This window comes from Streptomyces sp. SID1328 (assembly GCF_009865595.1).
GTDB lineage: Bacteria > Actinomycetota > Actinomycetes > Streptomycetales > Streptomycetaceae > Streptomyces > Streptomyces griseoluteus.
The window spans coordinates 1-6,313 of sequence record NZ_WWKH01000329.1 but is presented as its reverse complement, the minus strand read 5'-3'; the positions used below and the strand labels follow the sequence as shown (position 1 = coordinate 6,313).

Annotated in this window: 4 protein-coding genes and 1 pseudogene; 3 read left to right on the top strand and 2 right to left on the bottom strand. The window is 74.4% G+C overall.

Annotation, left to right across the window (positions count from 1 at the left end; translation table 11 throughout):
• Positions 1–552: pseudogene (locus GT030_RS09755) on the top strand (glycogen debranching enzyme); the annotation flags it as partial.
• Between the two features lie 121 nt (positions 553–673).
• Positions 674–3,043 carry a malto-oligosyltrehalose synthase gene (gene treY, locus GT030_RS09750; RefSeq protein WP_202459910.1) on the top strand — a complete coding sequence of 790 codons (2,370 nt, stop codon included), beginning with the start codon at positions 674–676 and terminating at the stop codon, positions 3,041–3,043.
• Positions 3,044–3,319: 276 nt separating this feature from the next.
• On the opposite strand, the gene GT030_RS09745 is transcribed toward treY, so the two are convergent.
• Positions 3,320–3,871 carry an FHA domain-containing protein gene (locus GT030_RS09745; RefSeq protein WP_161200757.1) on the bottom strand — a complete coding sequence of 184 codons (552 nt, stop codon included), beginning with the start codon at positions 3,869–3,871 and terminating at the stop codon, positions 3,320–3,322.
• Positions 3,872–4,044: 173 nt separating this feature from the next.
• On the opposite strand from GT030_RS09745, the gene treZ reads away from it, so the two are divergent.
• Positions 4,045–5,793: a malto-oligosyltrehalose trehalohydrolase gene (gene treZ, locus GT030_RS09740; protein WP_161200756.1), complete on the top strand. Its 1,749-nt coding sequence runs from the start codon at positions 4,045–4,047 to the stop codon at positions 5,791–5,793.
• An 85-nt stretch (positions 5,794–5,878) separates the two neighbouring features.
• Here the strand turns inward: treZ and GT030_RS09735 are convergent.
• On the bottom strand, positions 5,879–6,313 hold a 435-nt coding region (locus GT030_RS09735; RefSeq protein WP_161200755.1), incomplete at its 5' end, for a phosphotransferase.

Below are 6,313 nucleotides of genomic sequence, written 5' to 3'. Positions count from 1 at the left end.
ACCCAGCGCGGCAACAACAACGCCTACTGCCAGGACAACGAGATCTCCTGGGTGGACTGGCCCGAACCGGAGGAAGCGGAAGGGGACGACGAGCGGGCCGCGCTGCTGGAGTTCACCCGCGCGATGGTGGGGCTGCGCAGCGAGCACCCGGTGTTCCGGCGCCGCCGCTTCCTGCACGGGCGCCCGGTGGAGGGCACCCGGGACGAGCTCTCGGACGTCGCCTGGTTCACGCCGGAGGGCGAGCAGATGGCCCAGGCCGACTGGGACTCGGCGCCCGCCTCCGCGCTGGCGGTGTTCCTGAACGGCAACGCCATCTCCGAGCCGGGTCCGCGCGGGGAGCGGATCGCGGACGACTCGTTCCTGCTCATGTTCAACGCCTCGCACGAGCCGCTGGACTTCCTGGTGCCGGTGGACCACGGCAGGCAGTGGCAGGTGGTCGTGGACACCGCCCGGCCCGAGGGGGTGCCGCCGGGCACGGGTCCGAAGGTGGCGGCCGGTGAGCGCCTCACCCTGCCGGACCGCAGCCTGACCGTGCTCCAGCGCCCGGCGTAGCGCGCCCGGCCGGGGACACGGGAGCCGCCGTGTCCCCGGCTGTCCGGTTCGTGTGGGCCGTCCCGGGCCGGATGCCCCGGCGGATGACACGAAGAGCGGCAGGCGGGGTACGTAGCTCTGCATGACTTCAGTGCGACCCGGACCAGGGGTGCCCACGGCCACCTACCGCCTACAGCTCCAGCCCTCGTTCCCCTTCGCCGCCGCCGAGGCGGCCGTGCCCCATCTGGCGTCGCTGGGCGTCTCGCACCTGCATCTGTCCCCCGTCCTGGAGGCCGTCCCCGGCTCCACCCACGGCTACGACGTCGTGGACCACACGCGGGTGCGCGCGGAGCTGGGCGGCGAGGACGGGCTCAGGTCGCTGTCGCGCACCGCGCGGGAGCACGGGCTCGGCCTGGTGGTGGACATCGTGCCCAACCACATGGCGATGGCCCCCCGCTACAACCGGGCCCTGTGGGAGGTGCTCCGCGAGGGGCCCGAGTCACCGTACGCGCGCTGGTTCGACATCGACTGGGCCTCGCGCGGCGGCCAGGTGCTGCTGCCGGTGCTCGGCGGGCCCATCAGTGCCGAGCGCGAGCACCTGGTGGCCGACGGCGAGCTGCTGCGCTACCACGACCACTTCTTCCCGTTGCGCTCCGGCACCGAGGGCCTGCCGCTGCCCGAGCTGCTGGACGCCCAGTGGTACCGCCCGGTGTGGTGGCGGCTGGCCCGCACCGAGCTGAACTACCGGCGCTTCTTCAGCATCTCCGAGCTGATCGGGGTACGGGTGGAGGACCCCGAGGTCTTCGACGCCACCCACGGCAAGATCCTCCAGTTGCTCGCCGAGGACGTGATCGACGGCCTGCGCATCGACCACCCGGACGGCCTGGCCGACCCCGACGCCTACCTGGCCCGGCTGGACGAGGCGACCGGTGGCCGCTGGACGGTGGTGGAGAAGATCCTCGCCGACGAGGAGCAGCTCCCGGCCTCCTGGCCCGTCGCGGGCACCACCGGCTACGACGCCCTGCGCCGCGTCGACGGGGTGTTCACCGGTCCGGCCGGCGCCGCCGAACTCGAGGCCCACTACCGGGCGTTCGCGGCCCCGCAGCTCGACCGGGGCGGCGACTGGGACGCCACGGTGCGGCGGGCCGCGTACAAGGTGCTCACCCATGAGCTGGCCGCCGAGGCCGACCGGCTCACCCGCTCTGCGGTCCGGGTCTGCGCCGCCTCCCCGGACCTGGCGCTGCGCGACCGGGCGCCCTGGGCGCTGCGCACGGCCCTGGAGGAGCTGCTGGTCCGGATGCCCGTCTACCGGCCGTACACCTCCGAGGACGCCGCCGCCGTCGTCACCGAGGAGGCGGCCGCGGAGGCCCGGCGGGCGTTCGCGGTGGCGGAGGAGGCCGACGCGGTCGACCTGGTGCGCGGGCTGCTGATCGGCCCGGACGACGGCATGCTGCCCGAACTCACCGAGTTCCGCAGCCGGTTCGCGCAGACCGCGTCGGCGCTGCGGGCCAAGTCGGTGGAGGACACGGCGTTCTACCGCTACGTCCCGCTGCTGTCGGCGACCGAGGTCGGCGGCGATCCGGGCCGGATGGGCGTCTCCCCGGCGGAGTTCCACGCCTACTGCGCCCGGCTGGCGAGCCACTGGCCGGCCACCGGCACGGTGGTCACCACGCACGACACCAAACGAAGCGCGGACGTCCGGGCGGCGCTGAACGTGCTCACCGAGTGCCCCGGCCGCTGGGCCAAGCTGCTCGCCGAGGTGAGCCGGGAAGCGGAGGTGGTCCCCGACGGCCAACTGGCCTGGGCGGCCTGGCAGACGGTGTTCGGACTGGGCCCGGCCGAGGAGGAACGGGTACGCGAGGCGCTGCTGAAGCACGTCCGCGAGGCGGGCATGTACACGAGCTGGACCGAGCAGGAAGCGCCGTACGAGGACGCGGTGGCCGCGTTCGTCGCCGCCGGCCCCTGCGGGCCGCCCGGTGAGCGGGTGGCCGCCTTCCGCAAGGGGCTGGAGCCGCACATCCGGGCCAACGTGCTGGGTACCGCGCTGGTGCACCTGACGATGCCGGGAGTGCCGGACCTGTATCAGGGGACGGAGAGCGAGTACCGGGCGCTGGTGGACCCCGACAACCGGCGACCGGTGCCCTTCCCGCCGGCCGCGCCTGGTGAGAAGGAGGCGCTGACCAGGGCGGCGCTCCGGCTCCGGGCGCGCCGGCCGGAGATCTTCGGCACGGCGGGCACGTACGCCCCGTTGCTCGCCGAGGGGCCGTCGGCCGAGCATGTGCTGGCGTTCTCCCGCTCCGGCGAGGTGATCACGGCGGTGACCCGGCTCTCGGTGCACTTGGAGGAGGCGGGCGGCTGGCGCGACACCCACCTCCCGCTGCCGCCCGGCCGCTGGCGGGACGTCCTCGCCCCGGACCGCGAGTTCACCGGCCAGGTGGGCGCGGAGGAGCTGTTCTCCGCGCTGCCGGTGGGGCTGCTGGAGCGGGTGGACGCAGCGGGCGACGTGGGCTGAGCGAGTGGGCGGGGCCGGGTGGCAGAAGGACGTGGGGGGGCGCGCCACCCGGCCTTGTCGTCAGCCCTCCAGGGCGAACACGTCACCCGTCGCCGCGTGCGCCGCGGTGCCGGGAGCGAGCGGACAGGTGGCCATGAGGGCGGCGGCGAGCGCCGCCGTGCGGGTCAGACGGTTCATGCCCGGTGCATCGGCACGTCGGCCGGGCCGCGCCGGCCCGGTTCAGCCGAACGGCAGCCACGAGGCCGGACACGGGTACACCAGTTCGGTCCCGGCGTGTCAGTCCGCCGCGAGCCGGTAGGAGACCCTGCCGAAGCCGACGAGGTCCCCTTCGCGCACCGCCACGGCACCCAGCACGCGGCGCCCGTTCACCGTGGTCCCGTTGGTCGAGCCGAGGTCCCGCAGCACCCACATGCCGCCCTGGTAGCGGAGTTCGGCGTGCACACGGGACACCGTGTCGTGGTTGAGCCGGAGCCCGCTGGCCGGGTCGCGGCCGATGCGCAGCGGGTGGCCGTGCGTGGGGTGGGGCAGCAGCAGCTTGGGCAGCCGCTCGGCACGCCAGGCCCGGCTCAGCCGGACGCCGAAGCCCGACACGGCCTCCACGGTGCCGAACAGCGCGCGGCTGAGCCGGTTGCCGTCCTTGAGGTCGGCGGTGAGCACGGCGAGTTCGCGGGGGCTGCGCGCGGCGAGGGCCAGCTCCATGCGGTGCACGAACGTGTCGTGCGACAGCTTGCCCAGGGCGACGCCGTCCCGCAGTACCCGCAGCGCCTTGTCGCGTTCGGCGTCGGAGACCCGTACGGGATACACGGGGAATTCGAAGGACGACGTCACGTTCGTGATTGTCGGGCAGCGCACCCCGAGGTGTCCAGACGAGACAACCGGCGCCCGCGACCGCCCACTTCCGCGACACCCGGGCGGAAAGCCACGATTCGAAAGCGGATTGATCGAATTCGCGGCACGATGGACCGACTGCATCACGGTGAGCAGACGAAGGGGAACCGTCCGTGAAGTTCGAGGTGTGGGCACCACAGGCAGACCGGGTCACGCTCCAGTGCGAGGGCGCCACGCGGGCGATGGAACCCGATCCGCAGCGGACGGGCTGGTGGACGGCGGAGGCGGACGCGGCGGACGGGGCGCGGTACGGCTTCGCGCTGGACGACGGTCCAGTCCTGCCCGACCCGCGCTCGCGCCGCCTGCCGGACGGCCCGGACGGGCTGAGCGCGGTCGTCGACCAGGAGCGGTACGCGTGGCGCGCCGACTGGCCGGGGCGCGGGCTGCCGGGCGCGGTGCTGTACGAGCTGCACGTGGGCACGTACACCCCCGAGGGCACACTGGACGCGGCCGCCGAGCGCCTCGGCCATCTGAAGGAACTGGGCATCACCCATGTCGAGTTGATGCCGCTGTCCTCCTTCCCCGGCCGGCACGGCTGGGGGTACGACGGGGTCGCGCCATGGGCGGTGCACGAGCCGTACGGCGGGCCGGAGGCGCTGAAGCGGTTCGTGGACCGGGCGCACGAACTGGGCCTCGGCGTGGTGCTGGACGTGGTCCACAACCACCTCGGCCCGTCCGGCAACCAACTCCCCGCGTTCGGGCTGTATTTCACGGAGACGCACCAGACGCCGTGGGGTGCCGCCGTGAACCTGGACGCGCCCGGTTCGGACGAGGTGCGTGCCTACTTCCGGGACAGCGCCCTGGCCTGGCTGCGGGACTACCGCCTCGACGGGCTCCGCCTGGACGCGGTGCACGCCCTGCACGACGACCGCGCCCGGCACTTCCTGGAGGAGCTGTCGGAGTCGGTCGACGCCCTGGGCGAGGAGGTGGGCCGCCCGCTGTTCCTGATCGCGGAGTCCGACCTCAACGACCCCCGGATGATCACTCCGCGCACCGAGCACGGTCTCGGCCTGCACGCCCAGTGGAACGACGACTTCCACCACGCCCTGCACACCGCCCTGACCGGCGAGTCCCAGGGCTACTACGCCGACTTCGCCCGCGCCCCGCTCGCCGCGCTGGCCAAGACCCTGACCGGCGGCTACTTCCACGACGGCACCTACTCCAGCTTCCGGGGCCGGGCCCACGGCCGCCCGCTGGACCGGGCCCGGCTGAGCGGGCACCGGCTGCTGGGGTACAGCCAGACCCACGACCAGGTCGGCAACCGCGCCCAGGGCGACCGTCTCGCCGCCACCCTCTCCCCCGGCCTGCTGGCCTGCGCGGCAACCCTCACCCTGACCTCGCCGCTCACCCCGATGCTGTTCATGGGCGAGGAGTGGGCGGCCGGCACCCCCTGGCAGTACTTCACCGACCACACCGACCCCGAGCTGGCCGAGGCCGTTCGGCGGGGCAGGCGGCGGGAGTTCGCGTCCCACGGCTGGGCGGAGGAGGACGTGCCCGACCCCCAGGACCCCGCCACCCGCGACCGCTCCTGTCTGGACTGGTCCGAGCCGGAGCGCGATCCCCACGCCCGCGTCCTCGCCTGGTACCGCCGCCTCATCGCCCTCCGCCACGACCGCCCCGACCTCACCGTGCCCGACCTCGCGGACACCAAGGTCGCCTACGACGAGTCCGCCCGCTGGCTGGCCTTCCGCCGGGGCGACATCCGCGTCGCGGTCAACCTCGGCAAGGAGCCGGCCGGCATCCCCCTGGGCACGGGCCAGCTGGAGATCCTGGCCGCGTGGGACGAGTCGGTGGAGCCGCCGGGCCCGGACGGGATGCTCGAGGTACCGGGCGAGTCCTGCGTGGTGCTGTCACAGCCGTAGGCTGCCGCCGGCGGTGAGGGCGGAGGCCCGGGGGGGGTGCCCGGCAGGTGGACGCTCGCCGCGCGCCCGAGCCCGGCCGGCACCCCTACTCGTCGTCCTTCAGCTCCGTGACCCGCTCCAGCATGATCGGCTCCCACGCCCGGAGCAGCGCCGCGTGCAGGGGACCCGCCGCCGGGGTGTCCAGGTGCTCCGTCAGGACGATCACCGTGTCGCAGCGGGCGAGCCAGAGGCCGCGCAGGCAGGGGCGGGGGCCGTACCCGGCGAGGGTGGCGGCGCGGACGGCGGCCGGGGCGCCGACGGACGTGGCGAGGGCGGCGATGTCCTCGGCGGGGTCCCCCAGGACCGCGCCGGTCCAGTCGAGGACCGCGCGGACCCGGCCGTCGGCGCTGATCAGCACGTGCTCCTCGGTGAGCCGGTGGTGGGTGAGGACGGCCGAGCCGGCCTGGGCGGCGAGCTGCGCGGCCCCGGACGGCGTGAGCTGGCGCAGCCGCCCCGCGTCGAACTCGTCGTCGGCGGCGAG